The sequence below is a fragment of the Ectothiorhodospira sp. BSL-9 genome, assembly GCF_001632845.1.
Taxonomy (GTDB): domain Bacteria; phylum Pseudomonadota; class Gammaproteobacteria; order Ectothiorhodospirales; family Ectothiorhodospiraceae; genus Ectothiorhodospira.
In genome coordinates this window covers 145,231-162,246 of record NZ_CP011994.1, presented here as the reverse complement: position 1 = coordinate 162,246, position 17,016 = coordinate 145,231, and the positions used below count along the sequence as shown (strand labels likewise).

The 17,016-nt window shown below is 62.9% G+C and carries 13 protein-coding genes and 1 tRNA gene; all 14 read left to right on the top strand.

What is annotated here, in order from left to right; all coding sequences use genetic code 11:
• Positions 1-1,281 carry an NADH-quinone oxidoreductase subunit NuoF gene (gene nuoF, locus ECTOBSL9_RS00745; RefSeq protein WP_063463456.1) on the top strand — a complete coding sequence of 427 codons (1,281 nt, stop codon included), beginning with the start codon at positions 1-3 and terminating at the stop codon, positions 1,279-1,281.
• A gap of 32 nt (positions 1,282-1,313) precedes the next feature.
• Positions 1,314-3,698 (top strand): NADH-quinone oxidoreductase subunit NuoG, encoded by a 2,385-nt coding sequence (gene nuoG, locus ECTOBSL9_RS00740; protein ID WP_063463455.1) that lies wholly within the window; start codon positions 1,314-1,316, stop codon positions 3,696-3,698.
• 16 nt (positions 3,699-3,714) lie between these two features.
• Positions 3,715-4,779 (top strand): NADH-quinone oxidoreductase subunit NuoH, encoded by a 1,065-nt coding sequence (gene nuoH, locus ECTOBSL9_RS00735; RefSeq protein ID WP_025280943.1) that lies wholly within the window; start codon positions 3,715-3,717, stop codon positions 4,777-4,779.
• A 14-nt stretch (positions 4,780-4,793) separates the two neighbouring features.
• Complete coding sequence (nuoI, locus tag ECTOBSL9_RS00730) at positions 4,794-5,285, top strand: NADH-quinone oxidoreductase subunit NuoI (RefSeq protein ID WP_063463454.1); 492 nt, start codon at positions 4,794-4,796, stop codon at positions 5,283-5,285.
• Between the two features lie 19 nt (positions 5,286-5,304).
• A complete protein-coding gene (locus tag ECTOBSL9_RS00725) occupies positions 5,305-5,904 on the top strand; it encodes an NADH-quinone oxidoreductase subunit J (protein ID WP_063463453.1) in 600 nt (199 codons plus the stop codon).
• A 110-nt stretch (positions 5,905-6,014) separates the two neighbouring features.
• Positions 6,015-6,320 carry an NADH-quinone oxidoreductase subunit NuoK gene (gene nuoK / locus ECTOBSL9_RS00720; RefSeq protein WP_025280946.1) on the top strand — a complete coding sequence of 102 codons (306 nt, stop codon included), beginning with the start codon at positions 6,015-6,017 and terminating at the stop codon, positions 6,318-6,320.
• Positions 6,321-6,323: 3 nt separating this feature from the next.
• Entirely contained in the window at positions 6,324-8,321 is a 1,998-nt protein-coding gene (nuoL, locus tag ECTOBSL9_RS00715) for an NADH-quinone oxidoreductase subunit L (RefSeq protein WP_063463452.1), read from the top strand.
• A 58-nt stretch (positions 8,322-8,379) separates the two neighbouring features.
• The gene (locus tag ECTOBSL9_RS00710) at positions 8,380-9,894 is read left to right on the top strand and encodes an NADH-quinone oxidoreductase subunit M (RefSeq protein WP_063463451.1); all 1,515 of its coding nucleotides are present in this window, start codon (positions 8,380-8,382) and stop codon (positions 9,892-9,894) included.
• An 18-nt stretch (positions 9,895-9,912) separates the two neighbouring features.
• Positions 9,913-11,358 (top strand): NADH-quinone oxidoreductase subunit NuoN, encoded by a 1,446-nt coding sequence (gene nuoN, locus ECTOBSL9_RS00705; protein WP_063463450.1) that lies wholly within the window; start codon positions 9,913-9,915, stop codon positions 11,356-11,358.
• 59 nt (positions 11,359-11,417) lie between these two features.
• On the top strand, positions 11,418-11,774 hold the full coding sequence (locus ECTOBSL9_RS00700; protein ID WP_063463449.1) for a DUF2818 family protein: 357 nt from the start codon (positions 11,418-11,420) through the stop codon (positions 11,772-11,774).
• 70 nt (positions 11,775-11,844) lie between these two features.
• Positions 11,845-11,921 (top strand) — tRNA-Met (locus tag ECTOBSL9_RS00695).
• Between the two features lie 176 nt (positions 11,922-12,097).
• Positions 12,098-12,544, top strand: coding sequence for a ribosome maturation factor RimP (rimP, locus tag ECTOBSL9_RS00690; protein WP_063465927.1), 447 nt, complete (start codon positions 12,098-12,100; stop codon positions 12,542-12,544).
• 131 nt (positions 12,545-12,675) lie between these two features.
• Positions 12,676-14,181, top strand: a complete 1,506-nt coding sequence (gene nusA, locus ECTOBSL9_RS00685; protein WP_063463448.1) for a transcription termination factor NusA — start codon at positions 12,676-12,678, stop codon at positions 14,179-14,181.
• Between the two features lie 92 nt (positions 14,182-14,273).
• Positions 14,274-16,997, top strand: coding sequence for a translation initiation factor IF-2 (gene infB, locus ECTOBSL9_RS00680; protein WP_063463447.1), 2,724 nt, complete (start codon positions 14,274-14,276; stop codon positions 16,995-16,997).
• The last annotated feature ends 19 nt before the right edge of the window (positions 16,998-17,016 follow it).

Here is a 17,016-nt window from a genome sequence, read left to right as displayed (position 1 = left end):
ATGGCGAATCGTATCTGTTTCATCACCCGGGGTTTTGACGAACCCTGGACCTACGAGAACTACCTCAAGGTGGGTGGCTATCAGGCCCTGGGGAAGATCCTCAAGGGTGAGCTGTCCCAGGAGGCGGTGATCGAGGAGGTCAAGGCCTCGAACCTGCGTGGGCGGGGCGGAGCCGGTTTTCCTGCAGGCCTCAAGTGGAGTTTCATGCCCCGCACGGCGCCCGGGCAGAAATACGTGGTCTGTAATTCGGATGAGTCCGAGCCGGGCACCTGCAAGGACCGCGATATCCTGCGTTTCAACCCCCACGCCCTCGTGGAGGGCATGGCCATCGCCGGCTTCGCCATCGGCGCGACGGTGGGGTACAACTACATGCGCGGCGAGTTCCTGGACGAGCCCTATCAGCGATTCTCCCAGGCCGTGAAGGAGGCCTATGAGCATGGCTGGCTGGGCAAGAATATCCAGGGCTCGGGCATTGATTTCGACCTGTACCCCACACTGGGCGCCGGTGCCTATATCTGCGGTGAGGAAACCGCGCTGCTGGACTCCCTGGAAGGCAAGAAGGGCATGCCGCGTTTCAAACCGCCGTTCCCCGCCAACTTCGGGCTCTATGGTCGTCCCACCACCATCAACAATACCGAGACCCTGGCCTCGGTGCCGATCATCATCCGCGAGGGCGGGCAGTGGTTTGCCGACATGGGTGTGGAGCGATCCGGGGGCGAGAAGCTGTTTTCGGTGTCCGGTCACGTGGAAAAGCCCGGTAATTTCGAGGTCCCTCTGGGCACGCCCTTCAGCGAACTGCTGGAGATGGCGGGCGGCGTCTGGAAGGGGCGCAAGCTCAAGGCCGTGATTCCCGGTGGCTCCTCGGTGCCGGTGGTGCCCGGTGACATCATGCTCAAGACCCATATGGATTACGACGCCATCGTCAAGGCGGGCTCCATGCTCGGCTCCGGTGCCGTTATCGTGATGGATGAGACCACCGATATGGTCAGGGCACTGCAGCGGATCTCGCGGTTTTACTTCGCCGAATCCTGTGGCCAGTGCACACCCTGCCGGGAAGGCACCGGCTGGTTGTACCGGGTACTGACCCGGATCGTGGAAGGGCAGGGTCGCATGGAAGACCTGGAGCGTCTGGACGACGTGGCCGCCAAGATCGAAGGTCGCACCATCTGTGCCCTGGGGGACGCTGCCGCCATGCCGGTGCGCAGTTTCGTCAAGCACTTCAGGCATGAGTTCCAACACTACATCGAGCATGGCCGCAGCCTCGTGGCAGACGCGGCCTGACCCATGGCGTTCGGTGCAACGGGAAGCGAAGCATGAGTGAGGATCTGGTCAATTTCGAGGTCGACGGTATCCCCTTGAAGGCGGAAAAGGGGAGCATGCTGATCCGTGCGACGGACGCGGCGGGTATCCACATCCCGCGGTTCTGTTATCACGACAAGCTGTCCGTGGCCGCCAACTGCCGCATGTGCCTGGTGGAGGTGGAGCGGGCACCCAAGCCCATGCCCGCCTGCGCCACACCGGTGGCCGAGGGCATGAAGGTCTATACCCGCTCGCCCAAGGCCCTGGCCGCGCAGAAGGCGACCATGGAGTTTCTGCTGATCAATCATCCCCTGGACTGCCCGGTCTGTGATCAGGGCGGGGAGTGCGAGCTGCAGGATGTATCCATGGGCTTTGGGGAGGACATCTCCCGCTACAGCGAACCCAAGCGGGCGGTGAAGGATCAGGATATCGGCCCGCTGATCGCCACTGAGATGACCCGCTGCATCCATTGCACCCGCTGTGTGCGCTTTGGCGACGAGATCGCCGGCATGCGCGAGCTGGGTGCCACGGGCCGCGGCGAGAACATGGAGATCGGCACCTTCGTGGCCAAGACCGTGGCTTCCGAGCTATCCGGCAATGTGATTGATCTGTGCCCGGTGGGCGCCCTGACCGCCAAGCCCTCGCGCTTCACCTATCGGGCCTGGGAGCTGGTCCAGCACGCCACCGTGGCCCCTCATGACTGTGTCGGCTCGAATCTCTATCTGCACACCTACAACGGGCACGCCATGCGCGTTGTGCCCCGGCGAAATGACGGCGTCAACGAGACCTGGATCTCCGACCGGGATCGCTTCAGCTACACCGGTCTGTCTGCCGAAGATCGCCTGACTCAACCCATGATTCGCCAGAAGGGTGAGTGGGTGGTCACTGACTGGGAAACGGCGTTGACCCGCGTGGTGGAAGGATTGCGGGATCAACCTGCCGAGGCCTGTGGGGCCTTGCTCTCTCCCCAGGCCAGCCTGGAGGAACTCTATCTGGCGCAGCAGTGGCTGCGTGGCCTGGGCATCCATCACCTGGATCACCGCCTGCGCCAATCCGACTTCTCGGATCAGGATCGTGCCCCGCTGTTCCCCTATCTGGGCGGTAGCCTGGAATCCCTGGAGCAGGTTTCCGCCTGTCTGCTGGTGGGCTCCAATATTCGCAAGGATCAACCCCTGGCGGCGCATCGTCTGCGCAAGGCCGCGCTGGAAGGCGCAGCCATCATGGCCATCAATTCCCGCGACTTCCCTTTCCATTTCCCGGTGGAGCCCCGGGTGGTGGTGGATCCCCAGGGCATGGTGATGACACTGGCAGCGGTGGCCGCCGCGGCCCTGGAAAAGGCCGGCGGCAGCACGCCGCGCGGTTTCGCGGATCTGCTCAAGGCCGCCCAGATCACCGACGAGGCCCGCGCCATGGCCGAGAGGCTGGCAGGGGAGGGCGATGCACGCATCCTGCTGGGCATCCAGGCTCAACATCATCCTCAGTTCTCGCTCTTGCGCGCCCTGGGGGGTGTCATCGCCGATCTCACGGGTGCCACCCTGGGTTATCTCTCCGAGGGCGGCAATGCCGCGGGTGCCTGGCTGGCCGGTGCCGTGCCCCATCGGGGCCCCGGCGGGGCGGACCTGGAGACGGCCGGGCAGCCGGCGGGTGACTGGTTATCGGGCGCTCCCAAGGGGTGTGTGCTGCTGAACGTGGAACCCGATCTGGATTGTGCCGATCCCGCCCAGGCGATGCAGACCCTCGAGAACGCCGATTTCGTGGTGGCCCTGACGCCATTTGCCGGGGAGTCCTTGCGCAAGGTGGCCCATGTGCTCCTGCCCGTGTCCACCTTTGTCGAGACCGCCGGTACCTACGTGAATGCCGAGGGTCGCTGGCAGAGCGTGAAGGGTGCCGCCACGCCCCCGGGCGAAGCGCGCCCTGCCTGGAAGGTGCTGCGGGTGCTGGGAAACATGTGTGATCTTGCCGGCTTCGAGTATCTGTCGTCCGAGCAGGTTCGCGACGAGGTCAAGGCACGTCTGGCAGAGGCCGGGGTGGGTGACTTCGACACGCGGGTACACCATGACGGCAGCAAGCTGCCGGTGCCACCCAAGGCCGCCGGTCTGCAGCGGGTGTCATCGGTGGGTCTGTATGCGATTGATTCGCTGGTGCGTCGTTCGCGTCCGCTGCAGGCCACGCCAGACGCCGGAGACGGCGATGCGGCGCGGATCAATGCGGTCCAGGCACGTAGCCTGGATCTGTCCGAGGCCACTGAGGTGGTGGTGCGTCAGGGCAAACTGACCGCACGCATGCCGCTGGTGATCGACGAGAGCATCCCCGAGGGGTGTGCCTGGCTGCCTGCGGGCGTCAGTGTCACCTGCGGCCTGGGGCCGTCCCACGGGCCGGTGGAATTCCACAAGGTTTGACGATCAGGGTTCAAGCATGCAGCAAGCCATGATTCAGTTCTGGGAAGGGTTGCCGTTGATCGTACAGATCAACCTCAAGATCATGGCAATCCTCACACCGCTGATGCTGGCGGTGGCGTATACCACCTTCGCCGAGCGCAAGATCATCGGCTACATGCAGGTGCGGGTGGGCCCCAACCGGGTCGGTCCCCGAGGCTGGCTGCAGCCCATTGCCGATGCGCTCAAGCTGCTCACCAAGGAGGTGGTGATCCCCACCAATGCCAACCGGTACCTGTTCCTGATCGCTCCGGTACTGGCCATTGCTCCGGCCCTGGCGGCGTGGGCGGTGGTGCCCTTCGACGATGGCATGGTACTGGCGGATATCAACGCCGGCCTGCTCTTCCTGCTGGCCCTCACCTCCATGGGGGTGTACGGCATCATCATCGCGGGCTGGGCCTCCAATTCCCGCTACGCGCTGCTGGGTTCCATGCGCTCGGCGGCCCAGATCATCTCCTACGAGATCGCCATGGGGTTCGCCCTGGTGGGGGTGATCATGGCTGCGGGCAGCCTCAACGTGGGGGAGATCGTGATGGCTCAGCAGGGCAGCGTCTATCATTGGTTCCTGCTGCCGCTGTTCCCCCTGTTCCTGGTGTACTTCATCTCCGGGGTGGCCGAGACCAACCGCGCACCCTTCGACGTGGCGGAAGGGGAGTCGGAAATCGTCGCGGGTTTCCACGTGGAATACTCGGGCATGGCATTTGCCGTGTTCTTCCTGGCCGAGTACGCCAACATGATCCTCATCTCGGCCCTCACCGCCCTGCTGTTCCTGGGAGGATGGCTGTCGCCGTTCGAGGGGATCCTGCCCGAGTCCGCCTTCGCCATTCCGGTGCTCGGCTGGCTTCTCGACAGTGGCATCCACTGGTTCCTGATCAAGACGGCCTTCTTCCTGTTCCTTTTCCTTTGGTTCCGCGCCACCTTCCCCCGGTATCGCTATGACCACATCATGCGCCTGGGCTGGAAGGTGCTTATTCCCGTGACCATTGTCTGGCTGTTTGTCGCGGGTGTCGCCGTGGCCATCGGCGTCGGACCCTGGTTCGCGTGAAGGAGGTTTTCATCATGGGCACGGCCATTCGTCAGTTCTTCAAGACCTTCCTGCTCTGGGAGCTGCTGCTGGGCATGAAATTGACCGGCCGCCACCTCTTCGAGCGCAAGATCACGGTGCAGTATCCGGACGAGACGACCCCCATATCGCCCCGGTTCCGCGGGCTGCACGCCCTGCGCCGTTATCCCAACGGTGAGGAGCGCTGCATTGCCTGCAAGCTCTGCGAGGCCGTGTGCCCCGCGCTGGCGATCACCATCGAGTCGGAGCAGCGTGATGATGGCACTCGACGCACCACGCGCTACGACATCGACCTGTTCAAGTGCATCTATTGCGGATTCTGCGAGGAGGCCTGTCCGGTGGACTCCATCGTCGAGACCCATATCCAGCATTATCACTTCGAAAACCGGGGTGAGCAGATCATGACCAAGGACAAGCTCCTGGCCATTGGTGACAAGTACGAACAAGAAATCGCCGCGGCCCGGGCGGTCGACGCGCCCTATCGTTGATGAGGAGGCCCCGGATCACATGACTTTCGAAGCATTCCTGTTTTATTTCTTCTCGGTGGTCCTGGTGGGATCTGCCGTGGCGGTGATCACCGTGCGCAACCCTGTGCATGCGGCACTGTTTCTGGTGCTGGCCTTCGTTGCCACGGCTGCCCACTGGATCATGCTGGAGGCGGAATTCCTCGGCATCCTGCTGGTGCTGGTCTACGTGGGCGCGGTCATGGTGCTGTTCCTGTTCGTGGTCATGATGCTGGACATCAATATGTCGCGTATCCGTGAGGGCTTCATGAAGCTCCTGCCGGTGGGCATCGTGGTGGCGGTGGGCATGATGGTGGTCATGGCCATGGTGGTGGGTGCCCAGGTCTTCCAGGTGGAACCGCCGGTCCCGGCCAGCGCCGACTACAGCAACACCGAGGCCTTGGGTCAGTTGCTGTACACCGAATACGTTTATCCATTCGAGATCGCCGCAGTGATCCTGCTGGTGGCCATCATCGCCGCCATCGTGCTCACCCTGCGGAAGCGCCCCGACACCCGCTATCTGGATCCGGCCAAACAGATCCAGATCCGGCGGGAAGACCGGGTACGCATGGTGAAAATGGAATCGGAAAAGAAACAAGGGTAGAGGGCGCCCCGGTCCGGTGACACCGCCGGTGCCGGGAAGTCAGGGCTGAACAAAACCACCCGAGCGGGCACCGTCGAGAGACCTGCGCAGGGCCAACAACGGGACCAAGCATGATTCCTCTGTCGCATTACCTCGTTCTGGGGGCGATCCTGTTCGCGCTCAGCGTGACCGGGATCTTCCTGAACCGGAAAAACCTGATCATTCTGCTCATGTGCATCGAGCTGATGCTCCTGGCGGTGAACATGAATTTCGTGGCCTTCTCCCACTACCTGGGGGACCTGGCTGGCCAGGTGTTCGTGTTCTTCATCCTCACCGTGGCCGCTGCCGAGGCAGCCATCGGGCTGGCCATCCTGGTCCTGGTTTTCCGTAACCGAGAGACCATCAATGTCCAGGATCTGGACGAGATGAAGGGGTAAGACATGGAGACGCTCTATCTTGCCATTGTGCTGGCGCCCTTGCTGGGGGCCATCGTTGCCGGACTTTTCGGGCGTCAGGTGGGCCGCGTGGGCGCCCACAGTGTCACCATTGCCGGCGTCGCCATCTCCTTCGTGCTCTCCCTGGTAGTCTTCTGGTACCACGCCATGGCCGGTGGGGAGGTCTATAACGAGACCGTCTACACCTGGCTGGTGAGTGATGGCATCCGCTTCGAGATCGGCTTCCTGGTGGACAATCTCACCGCCATGATGATGCTGGTGGTCACGTTCGTGTCCCTGATGGTGCATGTCTACACCATCGGCTACATGCGGGATGATCCGGGTTACCAGCGCTTCTTCGCCCTGATCTCGCTGTTCACCTTCTCCATGCTGATGCTGGTGATGGCCAACAACTTCCTGCAGCTGTTCTTCGGCTGGGAGGCGGTGGGCCTGGTGTCCTATCTGCTGATCGGCTTCTGGTTCAAGCGGCCCACGGCCATCTACGCCAACATGAAGGCCTTCATCGTCAACCGGGTGGGCGACTTCGCCTTTGTGCTGGGGATCGGCGCGGTGGTCTTCCACGCCGCCAGCCTGGACTACATGGAGGTTTTCGCCCAGGCCGATACCATGGCCGATGCCACCATCAGCATCCTGCCGGGCAGCGAGTGGTCGCTGCTGACGGTGGCCTGCATCCTGCTGTTCATCGGCGCCATGGCCAAGTCGGCGCAGGTGCCCCTGCACGTATGGCTGCCGGATTCCATGGAAGGCCCGACGCCCATCTCGGCCCTGATCCACGCCGCCACCATGGTGACTGCGGGTATCTTCATGGTGGCGCGCATGTCGCCCCTGTATGAATACTCGGTGGCAGCCCTGAGCTTCATCCTGGTCATCGGCGCCATCACCGCCTTCTTCATGGGTCTGGTCGGCCTGGTGCAGAACGACATCAAGCGGGTGGTGGCCTATTCCACCCTATCCCAGCTGGGTTACATGACCGTGGCCCTGGGTGCCTCGGCCTATGCGGCGGGCATGTTCCACCTGATGACCCATGCCTTCTTCAAGGCCCTGCTGTTCCTGGCGGCCGGCTCGGTGATCATGGCCCTGCATCATGAGCAGGACATGCGGCGCATGGGCGGGTTGCGCAAGTACATGCCCATCACCTACGCCACGGCCTTGATTGGCTCCCTGGCGCTGATCGGCTTCCCGGGGCTGGCCGGTTTCTTCTCCAAGGACGGCATCATCGAGGCGGTGCACCTGTCCTCGACCCCGGGGGCCACGTTCGCCTATGTGCTGGTGCTGGCGGGTGTGTTCGTCACGGCCCTGTACACCTTCCGGATGTTCTTCATGGTGTTCCATGGCGAGGAGCGTTTCCGGCAGGTGTCCCACGCGGATCACGGACAGGGTGGCGATCATGGAGGGCACGGTCATGGACAGGGTGGCACACCCCACGAATCACCCTGGGTGGTCACCGTGCCCTTGATCCTGCTGGCCATCCCTTCCGTGCTGGCCGGGTACTTTGTGGGCCCCTTGCTGTTCGGTGACTTCTTTGCAGACGCCCTGTTCGTGGACGAGAGCCGCGATGTGCTGGCCAGGCTGGGTGAGGGCTACGACGGTGTGCTGGGCTTTATTGTCCACGGCATCATGATGCCGCCCTTCTGGCTGGCCATGGCGGGCCTGGGCACGGCCTGGTACGTGTACATGAAGCGGCCGGAACTGGCCCAGAAGGCGCGGGACACCCTGCCTTGGGCATACAACATGCTGGACCGCAAGTATGGGTTCGACGAGTTCAATGATGTCGTGTTCGCCGGTGGGGCGCGCCGTCTGGGGCAGTGGTTGTGGCGCTTTGGCGACACGCTGCTGATCGATACGGTCATCGTCAACGGCAGTGCCCGCGCGGTGGGCTGGGTATCGGGTCGTCTGCGCCTCGGCCAGACGGGCTACCTGTACCACTATGCCTTCGCCATGATCATCGGGCTGCTGGTGTTGATCCTGGCCTTCGCGCTGTAGGGTCGGCACCTCTTGCACCACGATACGGTTAAACGCGGGATTCCAACGGGAAGAGCACATGTTTGCTGACTGGCCACTTTTGTCTCTGGTGATATGGACGCCGATTATCGGTGGACTCATCGTATTGTTCGTGGGTGATCGGGTGCCGGAGGCATCCCGGCGCCTGTCCCTGTCGATCGCGGTCCTGACCTTCCTGCTGAGCCTGCCATTGTTTGCGCTCTTCGACCGCTCCACCCACGAGATGCAGTTCGTGGAATGGGTCCCCTGGATCAGTACCTTCGACATCCATTACCACCTGGGGGTGGACGGTATTTCCATGCCGTTGATCCTGCTGACCACCTTCACCACGATGCTGGTGGTGCTGGCGGCGTGGGAGGTGATCCAGTACCGGGTGTCCCAGTACATGGCGTCGTTCCTCATCCTGGCGGGCCTGATGAATGGGGTGTTTTCCGCTCTGGATGCCGTCCTGTTCTACGTCTTCTTTGAGGCCATGCTGATCCCCATGTTCCTGGTGATCGGCATCTGGGGTGGTCCCAACCGGATCTACGCCACCCTGAAGTTCTTCCTTTACACCTTCTTCGGTTCGGTCTTCCTGTTGATTGCCCTGATCTACCTCTATACCCAGGCGGGCAGCTTCGCGATTCTGGATTTCCATCACACCCCACTGGGCATGACCGCCCAGACACTGATCTTCCTGGCCATGCTGCTGGCCTTCGCGGTCAAGATTCCCATGTTCCCGGTGCACACCTGGTTGCCGGATGCCCACGTGGAGGCGCCTACCGGTGGGTCCGTGATCCTGGCGGCCATCATGCTCAAGATCGGCGGCTATGGCTTCCTGCGCTTCTCCCTGCCCATTACCCCGGATGCGGCCATGGCTCTGGACTGGCTGATGATCACCCTGTCGTTGATCGCAGTGGTGTACGTGGGCCTGGTGGCGCTGATGCAGAAGGACATGAAGAAGCTCATTGCCTACTCCTCCATTGCGCACATGGGCTTCGTGACCCTGGGCTTCTTCATCGTCTTCATGATCTACAACAACACCGGCGACTGGCAGGGTGCCGGGCTTGGGATCAGCGGCGGGATGGTGCAGATGATCTCCCACGGCCTGATCTCGGCGGCCATGTTCCTCAGCGTGGGCGTGCTCTATGACCGCATGCACAGCCGGCAGATCGCCGACTATGGCGGCGTGGCCAATACCATGCCCTGGTTTGCAGCGTTCTTCGTGCTGTTCGCCATGGCGAACACGGGTCTGCCCGGTACTTCTGGTTTCGTGGGCGAATTCATGGTCATCCTGGCGGCCTTCCGTGCCGATTTCTGGATCGCCCTGCTGGCCGCCACCACGCTGATCCTGGCCGCCGCCTATACCCTGTGGCTGGTCAAACGGGTGATCTATGGCGAGGTGGCCAACGACAACGTGGCCCAATTGCAGGACCTGAACCGGCGGGAATTCTGGATCCTCGGCGTGCTGGCCTTTGCCATCCTCCTGTTGGGGGTCTGGCCGGCGCCGCTGCTGGACGTACTGGACGCCACCGTGGAAAACCTGGTGCGGCATATCGCCGTCTCCAAGCTCTAAGCGTTCCTGGATACCGATATGACCTTTGAGATACCGGATTTCGTTCCCATCATCCCCGAGCTGTTCCTGCTGGGCATGGCTTGCGCCATCCTGGTCGCGGATCTGTTCATCCCCCAGGCGCGTCGGGACATCACCTACGGGCTCACCCAGTTCACGCTCTTGGGCACCTTTGTCCTCACGGTGATCCTGGCGGCCCCGGAGACCCGGCTCACCTTCAGTGACAGCTTTGTGGCCGATCCCATGTCGGATCTGCTCAAGTCCGTGGTGCTGCTGATATCCGCGGCGGTGTTCCTCTACTCCAGGCCCTACCTGCAAAGTCGGGATCTGCACAAGGGTGAGTTCTACGTACTGGGCCTGTTCGGTGTGCTGGGGATGTTGATCATGATCTCGGCCCACAGCCTGCTCACCCTGTACCTGGGGCTGGAACTCCTGGCTCTCTGTCTTTACGCCCTGGTGGCCTTTGATCGAGACTCCCCCGTGGCCTCCGAGTCGGCCATGAAGTACTTCGTGCTGGGCTCCATTGCCTCGGGCATGCTGCTCTATGGCATGTCGCTGCTTTACGGGATCACGGGCACCCTGGATATCGCCGGTGTGACCCAGGGTGTGGTGGCTGCGGCAGCGGGCTCGGCGGATCACAATATTGCCCTGGTGTTCGCCCTGGCCTTCGTGGTGGTGGGTCTTGGCTTCAAGCTGGGGGCCGTGCCATTCCATATGTGGTTGCCCGATGTCTATCATGGGGCGCCCACGCCGGTGACCCTGTTCATCGGCGCTGCGCCCAAGATTGCCGGCTTTGCCATCGCCATGCGTCTGCTGGTGGATGGTTTGGGGCCCTTGCACGGCGACTGGCAGGGCATGCTGCTGATCCTGGCGGTGCTTTCCCTGGCCTTGGGTAACGTGGTGGCCATCGCCCAGACCAACATCAAACGGATGTTTGCCTATTCGACCATCGCCCATGTGGGTTTCATCGTCATGGGGCTGATGTCGGGGACCGAGGCGGGCTACGCCGCCGCCATGTTCTACGTGATTGTGTATGCCATCACTTCGGCGGGAGCCTTCGGCATGGTCCTTTTCCTGTCACGCAAGGGCTTTGAGGCGGACAATATCGAGGACTTCAAGGGATTGAATGATCGCAGCCCGTGGTTCGCGTTCATCATGCTCCTGCTGATGTTTTCCATGGCCGGTGTGCCGCCTACCGTGGGCTTCTATGCCAAGCTGGCGGTGCTGCAGTCGGTGGTGCAGGTGGAGTTTGTCTGGCTGGCGGTGTTTGCGGTCCTCATGTCGGTGATCGGGGCCTTCTACTATCTGCGGGTGGTCAAGTACATGTACTTTGACAAGCCCACGGACACGGCGCCGCTGCCCCAGGGAACCGGCATCAACGTGGTGCTGTCCATTAACGGGTTGCTGGTCATCGGCCTGGGGATCTTCCCCGGCCTGCTGATGGCCCTGACGGCCGCCGCGAGATAGGCTGTGCGGACCCCGCGCATCCGGCGGGGTCCAAACTCACGGAAAACCGGAACTGATTGATGGATACGTTGCAGATTGCCGTATGGTTTTACCTGGCCGCCATGATCCTGGCCGCCAACCTGCCCTGGATGACCGACAGGGTGTTCTTTTTCTTCTCTGCACCCGGCGGCAGAAAGGCGCCGGGCTGGCGGTTCGCGGAGTGGGGTGTCCTGTATGGGGTGGCCCTGGCACTGGGTTGGGCGCTGGAAAACTACATGACCGGCAATGTCCACGGGCAGGGCTGGCAGTTCTACGCCATTACCCTCTCCTTGTTCGCTGTGTCCGCCTTCCCGGGGTTCATCTACCGCCACGATCTGCGCAAGCATCTGGTTCGTCGCAGTCGAGTGCCTCATGCTGCCTCGGAAACGGCGGATTGATCATTTAAAGAAAAGTGTGAATCAGGGGTTGCAGTCCCCGGAAAAGATGCGTAGTATTCACAGCCTCAGTTGCGGGGTGGAGCAGTCTGGCAGCTCGTCGGGCTCATAACCCGAAGGTCGCAGGTTCGAATCCTGCCCCCGCTACCAGGTACCGTAAAAGGCCCCTTTTGGGGCCTTTTTCTTAGCCGCGGCAGTGTCTTTAACGTCTGTTTCACGCGACCCCGACAGGGGGCGCCGGGCGCAAGGCGGCTGCTACGGCGATGTTCTTGAATGGGCCCTGGGGCCCATTTTTTGTTTGTGGGGTGCATGTGCGGCAGGACTCCCTGGAATTGACGCGTCTGATTCGTCCCGTGGTCGAAGGGCTTGGTTACGAGTTGTGGGGCCTGGAGTATCGGGTTCAGCGCACCAGCGCCTTCTTGAGGATCTTTATCGACGGCCCGGAAGGCGTCACGCTGGACGACTGCGCCGCCGTGAGTGATCAGGTGAGTGGCGTGCTGGACGTGGAAGATCCCATCCCGGTGCCCTATCGCCTGGAGGTGTCTTCGCCCGGTATGGACCGCCCGCTCTTCGAGTCGGCCCATTACCGGCGTTACCCGGGTGCCCGTGTTCGTGTCCGCACCATCTGGCCCGTGGAGGGTCAGCGCAACTTCAAGGGCGTGATCGAGTCTGTGGAGGATGAGGCGGTGGTGCTCACCCTGGATGATGGTGAAGGGTCTGTGCGCATCCCCCTGGAATCGGTTTCCCGGGCACGATTGGTGCCCAGCTTCTGAAAGCCTGGATCATGCCGGATGAGTCCGGCGTCGGATTCACCCCAGGTCGCCATGGTGGCCAATCACCGGGCGCTGTGAGCCGGACGCCGCCGAGCAGGCCGCGCCGGGGCAATTCATGTGGAGACGTTTGAATGAGCAAAGAAATCCTGCTGGTGGTGGACGCCGTCTCCAATGAGAAGGGCGTCGACAAGAGCGTGATCTTTGAGGCCATTGAGTCCGCTCTGGCCTCCGCCACACGCAAGAAGCACGGCGGCGAGATCGACGTGCGCGTCAGTATTCACCGGGAGACCGGCGACTATGAGACCTACCGTCGCTGGTGCGTGGTGGATGACGAAGATCCGGAGTTCGAAAGCCCCGAGCGGCAGATCCTCTATTCCTACGCGATTCAGAATCACCCGGACATTCAGGTGGGTGAATACATCGAAAAGCCCATCGAGTCGGTGGAGTTCGGTCGCATCGCTGCCCAGACCGCCAAGCAGGTCATTGTGCAGAAGGTGCGGGAGGCTGAGCGGGCCAAGGTCGTGGATGAGTTTCAGGATCGCGTGGGCGAACTGGTGATGGGCACGGTGAAGCGTTCCGAACGCAACGGCGTGTTTCTGGACCTGGGGAGCAATGCCGAGGCCCTGATCCCTCGCGACGAGATGATCGCCCGGGAGACGGTGCGCCCCAACGACCGACTGCGCGGCTATCTGCGCGAGGTGCGGACCGAGCAGCGCGGTCCGCAGCTGTTTGTGAGTCGCACCGTGCCCGAGTTCCTGGTGGAGCTGTTCAAGCTGGAAGTGCCGGAAGTGGGGCAGGGTTTGATCGAGATCATGGGGGCAGCCCGCGACCCGGGCATGCGCGCCAAGATCGCCGTACGCTCCCACGACCCTCGCCTGGACCCGGTGGGTGCCTGCGTGGGCATGCGTGGTTCCCGGGTGCAGTCCGTCTCCAACGAGCTGGCCGGTGAGCGCATCGATATCATTCTCTGGAACGAAAACCCTGCCCAGTTCGTCATCAATGCCATGTCGCCGGCGGAGGTGCTGTCCATTGTGGTGGACGAGGACCGCAACAGCATGGACATCGCCGTGGCTGAGGAGAAGCTTTCCCAGGCCATCGGTCGTGGCGGTCAGAACGTTCGTCTGGCATCGCAGCTCACGGGTTGGGAATTGAATGTGATGAGCGAGAAGCAGGCCGTGGAGAAGAACGAACACGAAACGGCCGAACTCCAGCAGATGTTCATGGACAGCCTGGACGTGGATGAGGAAGTGGCTGCCATCCTGGTGCAGGAAGGTTTCTCCAGTATCGATGAAGTGGCCTACGTGCCCACCGCCGAGATCATGCAGATTGAGGAATTCGACGACGAGATCGTCGAGGAGTTGCGCCGCCGCGCCCGTGATGCCCTGTTGACCAAGGCCATCGCCTCGGAGGAGCAGCATACCGGTGGCACGCCAGCGGCCGACCTCCTGGAGATGGAGGGCATGAACTCCGAGTTGGCGCATCGCCTGGCTGCTCGCGGGATCTGCACCATGGAGGACCTGGCCGAGCAATCGGTGGACGACCTGGTGGAACAGGCATCGGTCGACCCGGAGCAGGCAGCCAGCCTGATCATGGCGGCTCGTGCCCCCTGGTTTGCGGACCAGACAAAAGACGCGTAAGTAAGAAGGACCAGCGCGCCTGCCGTGCGCGCGCCCCAGGCCACAGGTCGGGGCCCGGTCCGCGGAAGCATTCAGATCGGAGGTAACGGCACATGACCGACGTTACGGTGAAACAGTTGTCAGAGATGGTGGGAACACCCGTGGAGCGGCTGCTTGAGCAGCTCTCCGAAGCGGGTGTGTCCGTCTCCGATCCCGATCAAATGGTGACCGAGGAGCAGAAGTTCAAGCTGCTCGAACACCTGCGAAAGGCCCATGGCAAGTCCGAAGAGGATGGCCAGGGGCGACGTATCACACTACGTCGCCGCAGCACGACCGAGTTGAAGGTGGCGGGCGCCCAAGGGCGCGCGAAGACCGTCAGTGTGGAGGTGCGCAAGCGCCGCACCTACGTCAAGGGCGGGGCAGCCGAGCCCGAACAGCCTGAGGCGCCGACTCCGGCGGCCGAGTCCGGCCCGCCACAAGCGAAGCCCGAGAACGTCCCGGAATCTCCGCAGCCGAAGGCTGTCGAGCCCACCGCGGACGCCCCGGCAGAACCGCGCGCAGAGCCGCCGGCCGAGCCCGAGCAGGCCCCCGTGGTCGAGGAGGCCAAGACGGCTGAGCAGGAACAGGCGGAAGCCGAGGCGCTCGCCGCAGCACGCGCCGCCGAGGAGCAGCGTCAGGCCGAAGAGGCCGCGCGCCAGGCGGAAGAGCAGCGCAAGGCGATGGAAGCCGAAGTCCTCAAGGCAGCAGAACAGGAAACCCGTCAGCAGGCCGAGCAGCAAACCCGGCAGGCCGCCGAGGAACTCGCTCGTCGCGAGGCCGAGGTGCGTGCCGCTGCTGCAGCCGCCGCTGCGCCTCCTCCTCCTGCTGCCCCGGCAGCCCCCGCGACCCCGCCGCCCGCGGGCGACCAGCCTCGTGGCAAGCGTCGTCGCGGCAAGGAGCGGGAAGATGCGGGCAAGTCCAAGCGCGAGGAACTGCACGTCTCCAGCGACAAGCGGGGACGTCGTGGCAAGGGCAAGGGTGGCCGTGCAGCGGCTGCCGTCACGCCCAGCAAGCACGGCTTTGAAAGACCCACGGCGCCCGTGGTGCGTGAGGTCGGTATCCCCGAGACCATGACCGTGGGCGAACTGGCCCAGAAGATGGCCATCAAGGCGCCTGAACTGATCAAGACGCTGATGGGTATGGGCGTGATGGCCACCATCAACCAGTCCATTGATCAGGATACCGCCACCCTCGTGGTGGAGGAAATGGGGCATATCGCCAAGCCCATGCAGGAAGCCGAGGTGGAAGAGGAGCTTTCCCTGGAAGTCGAGCAGGCTGGCGAAGCCGTGCTCCGTCCTCCGGTGGTCACTGTGATGGGCCACGTGGACCACGGCAAGACCTCCTTGCTGGACCATATCCGCCTGACCCAGGTGGCCGAAGGCGAGGCCGGGGGCATTACCCAGCACATCGGTGCCTATCACGTGCCCTTCAAGGATCGCGCGGGTGTCACCTTCCTGGACACCCCGGGCCACGCGGCCTTCACCTCCATGCGTGCCCGCGGTGCCAAGGTTACCGACGTGGTGGTGCTGGTGGTGGCGGCGGACGACGGCGTGATGCCTCAGACCCTGGAAGCCATCCAGCACGCCCAGGCGGGCGAGGTGCCCATCGTGGTGGCGGTCAACAAGATCGACAAGCCGGAAGCCGACCCGGAACGGGTGAAGAGCGAACTGGCGCAGCACAACGTCATCTCGGAAGAGTGGGGTGGCGAGACGCAGTTCGTGCACGTCTCTGCCAAGTCTGGCGAGGGTATCGACCGCCTGCTGGAGGCGATCCAGTTGCAGGCTGAGCTCATGGAGCTCAAGGCCCATCACCAGGGGCAGGCCCGTGGCGTGGTGGTGGAATCCAAACTGGACAAGGGCCGTGGCGCCGTGGCGACACTGCTGATTCAGTCCGGCACCCTGGAGAAGGGCGACGTCATCCTCACCGGCCAGGAGTTCGGTCGCGTGCGGGCCATGTTCGACGAGAACGGCAAGCCGGTGAAGTCTGCCGGGCCCTCCATGCCCGTGGAGGTGCTGGGTCTGTCGGGCGTGCCCAACGCCGGCGACGACATGCTGGTCGTTCAGGACGAGCGCAAGGCCCGTGAAGTGGCCCTGTTCCGTCAGGGCAAGTTCCGCGAATCCAAGCTGGCCACTCAGCAGGCTGCCAAGCTGGAGAATCTGTTCAGTCAGATGCAGGAAGGGGCCGCCTCGGTGGTCAACATTCTGTTGAAGGCCGATGTTCAGGGCTCTGCCGAAGCCTTGCGCGACTCGCTGGAGAAACTCTCCACCGACGAAGTGAAGGTCAAGATCGTGTCTGCGGGCGTGGGGGGTATCACCGAATCCGACGTGAACCTGGCCACGGCCTCCAGTGCCATCATCATCGGCTTCAACGTGCGTGCCGATGCCGGGGCCCGCAAGGCCGCCAGCGACATGGATGTGGACCTGCGCTACTACAGCGTGATCTATGAGGCCATCGACGATGTGAAGCAGGCCCTCTCGGGTCTGTTGTCACCGGAGATGCGCGAGGAGATCATCGGTCTGGCCCAGGTTCGGGATGTGTTCAAGTCCTCCCAGTTTGGCGCGGTAGCCGGCTGCCTGGTCATCGAAGGGAGTGTGCGCCGGGGCAATCCCATCCGCGTGCTGCGTGACAACGTGGTGGTCTATGAGGGTGAACTGGAGTCCCTGCGTCGCTTCAAGGATGACGTCAACGAGGTCAAGACCGGTACCGAATGCGGTATCGCCGTGAAGAACTACAATGATGTGAAGCCCGGCGACCAGATCGAGGTCTACCATCGGGTCGAGGTGGCGCGGTCCCTCTGAAGTCGGGGGCACGCCACAT